Here is a 2,911-nt window from a genome sequence, read left to right as displayed (position 1 = left end):
TTGTTCGCAAGCAATGAGGATAAGGCTGAAATGTCTTTTTTCGATCACCTCGAAGATCTCCGGTGGCACCTTGTCAGATCAGCCCTGGCACTCGTTGCATTCAGCGTATTCGGCTTTTTATATACACAGGAAATTCTGGATAATGTAATTTTCGGACCTACCAATGCCAGCTTTCCTTCCTATGTGGCGCTGTGCAAGATCAGTCATTGGGTAGGATTGGGAGATCAGCTCTGTATTACGCCTGTAAAGGTCCAGTTTTTGAATTATAAGATGGTGGGGCAGATTATGCTGCAATTTAAACTGGCGTTCATAATCGGCTTTGTTTGTGCCTTCCCGTACATTTTCTGGGAGTTCTGGCGCTTTGTAAAACCGGCGCTGAAAGAAAAGGAACTCAAAGGCGCCCGCGGCGTGATCTTCTGGGTGTCTTTCCAGTTCTTCCTTGGAATCGCATTTGCCTATTTCCTCATGGCGCCTTTTACCATCAACTTCCTCGCTTCCTATACGGTAACTCAAAAAGCAGTAAACCAGTTTTTTATAGATGATTACTTTGATCTGATGACACAGATCGTATTAGGCATGGGACTTTTGTTTGAATTGCCGATACTGGTGTTTTTCCTTACCAAACTCGGTATTCTCACCCCGGAATTTCTCAAATCCTACAGACGCCATGCTATTGTGGTGATCCTGATCCTGGCGGCCGTAATTACACCGCCCGACCTGATAGATCAGCTTATCGTATTTGTGCCTTTATACTGTCTGTATGAAATCAGTATCTTTATATCGAAAAAGGCGCTGAAAGAACGTGAAGACAGTATGGCTAAAACCGACGTGGAAGAGTGGTCTTAATTATCTCTAACAGCTAATAAGAAATTGAAAATGGAAAATACCATATTTAACCTGGCATTGCCTGTGGCTATCGGTTCTGATCACGCAGGATATGAATATAAGGAAGAAGTAATTTCTTTCCTGGAGTCGAAAGGCCTGCAGGTAAAAGATTACGGCACCCATTCAAAAGATTCTGTGGATTATCCTGACTATGCACACCCGGTATCTACAGCAGTGGAAAGGGAACAAGCCGCCTTTGGTATCCTGATCTGCGGCAGTGCCAATGGCGTAGCCATTACTGCCAATAAACACCAGGGGATCCGGGCTGCGATCTGTTGGGGAGAAGAGCTTGCGCGACTGGCCCGTTCACATAACAATGCAAATGTGCTGTGCATCCCTGCCCGTTTTGTAGATATTCCCGTTGCCAACCAGATGGTGGAAGTGTTTATCAGTACATCGTTTGAAGGTGGCCGCCACCAGGACAGGGTACGCAAAATGGTTTGCCTGTAACGGTTTTAAACCATATATCATTTTTTACTGTAACGAATACACGGAATTGTAGTAATATTAAAGAGCCGGCTTCCAACCGGCTCTTTTTATTTATACATGTGAATCCGCGGTCATAAAAATCAATCATGAGAGTTCCATTTGCTGTCACTTTTCTGTTGCTGATAAATATTGCACAGGCACAAACCAACAACGGGGTGGCCGCAAAATATGGTGAAAGCATAACTGCTGCAGGGCTTAGCCGCCAACTGCATATTATAGCAGGACCGGAAATGGAAGGCCGGGAAACCGCTACCCGCGGACAGGAGAGGGCAGCTGCCTATATCATCAGCCAGTTCTCTGCCGCAGGCCTGCAACCCGGCGCCAACGGACAATGGGAACAACATTATCCCATTTATTCAGATAGTTTGTTGAGAAGCAGCATCACGGTACGGAACAAAACGTATTCATTTGCACAGGACTTTCTCGCAGATCTGCGCGCCTCCGGTAAACAGGACCTGCAGGTATCCCGCGTATTTTATGCAGGCGAAGGAACGGTAATTGCCGATCGCAACGATTACCGGGATATGGACGTAAAAGACCAGGTAGTAATGATCCGGGACGATATCCGTAAAGGGTTGCAACGCGACCGCCGCAGCCTGGAAGAGCGAATAGCTACCGCGAGGCAAAAAGGCGTAGCCGCCCTGCTGATCATCAGTCCCGCAGCCGGCAGGTACCGCTCGCTGGAACAAAAAAGACTGCACACTACCGGTCTTTACTGGCAGAAAGACACCTCCCGGAGTCCGAACATTTACTACATCACACCCGCACTGGCTGCCGACATGCTCAATACCGATAAAGGCGATAACCTCCTGGAGGAAATAGACAGGGGCTGGAACCCGCCTGCCGTTATTCAAACACCGGTTCACCTCTTTTTTGACAAGGCTGCCACCGTATTCCAACCTTCCAACGTGCTGGCTTACCTGGAAGGCACTGATAAGAAAGAGGAAATTGTTTTTGTGACAGCACACTATGATCATCTTGGTAAAAAAGATGACGAAATCTTTTACGGGGCAGATGATGACGGATCAGGTACCAGCGCTGTAATAGAAATTGCTGCTGCTTTTGCTCGCGCTAAAAAAGCCGGTAACGGCCCAAGGAGAAGTATGGTATTCATGACGGTATCCGGAGAGGAAAAAGGCTTGCTTGGCTCACAGTATTACACGGAACATCCGGTGTATCCCCTGGCCAATACGGTAACAGATCTGAACATAGATATGATAGGGCGCATTGACCCCGCTCATGAAAAAGACACCAATTACCTGTATATAATCGGCGATAACAAACTCAGTTCTGAACTGCGACCCATTAATGAAAAGGCCAACAATACTTACACCCACCTCAAGCTGGACTATAAATACAACGACCCCAATGACCCGGAAGGATTTTACTACCGGTCTGATCACTATATGTTTGCACAGCACGGAATCCCGATAATTTTCTATTTCAACGGCACCCATGCCGATTATCATGCACCCACAGATACAGTGGAAAAGATCAGTTATAACCTGCTGGCAAAAAGAGCGCGCCTTGTTTTTTA

At 46.9% G+C, this 2,911-nt stretch carries 3 protein-coding genes; all 3 read left to right on the top strand.

Translation table 11 applies throughout. The features are described from left to right. Positions 1-846: twin-arginine translocase subunit TatC (tatC, locus tag VN105_RS22270; RefSeq protein ID WP_325644352.1), on the top strand; the 846-nt coding region annotated here is incomplete at its 5' end. Positions 847-876: 30 nt separating this feature from the next. Further along, entirely contained in the window at positions 877-1,335 is a 459-nt protein-coding gene (gene rpiB / locus VN105_RS22265; protein WP_325644350.1) for a ribose 5-phosphate isomerase B, read from the top strand. 125 nt (positions 1,336-1,460) lie between these two features. Beyond that, positions 1,461-2,911 (top strand): M28 family peptidase (locus VN105_RS22260; RefSeq protein WP_325644348.1); only part of this gene is annotated, 1,451 nt, incomplete at its 3' end.

This window comes from Chitinophaga sp., from assembly GCF_035564935.1.
Lineage (GTDB): Bacteria > Bacteroidota > Bacteroidia > Chitinophagales > Chitinophagaceae > Chitinophaga.
The sequence above is the reverse complement of the archived record's forward strand: the minus strand, read 5'-3'. Positions and strand labels throughout refer to the sequence as shown.

Bases quoted from the DNA above. Each gene is read 5' to 3' on its own strand.
- rpiB (WP_325644350.1), top strand. From the start codon at position 877: ATGGAAAATACCATATTTAACCTGGCATTGCCTGTGGCTATCGGTTCT.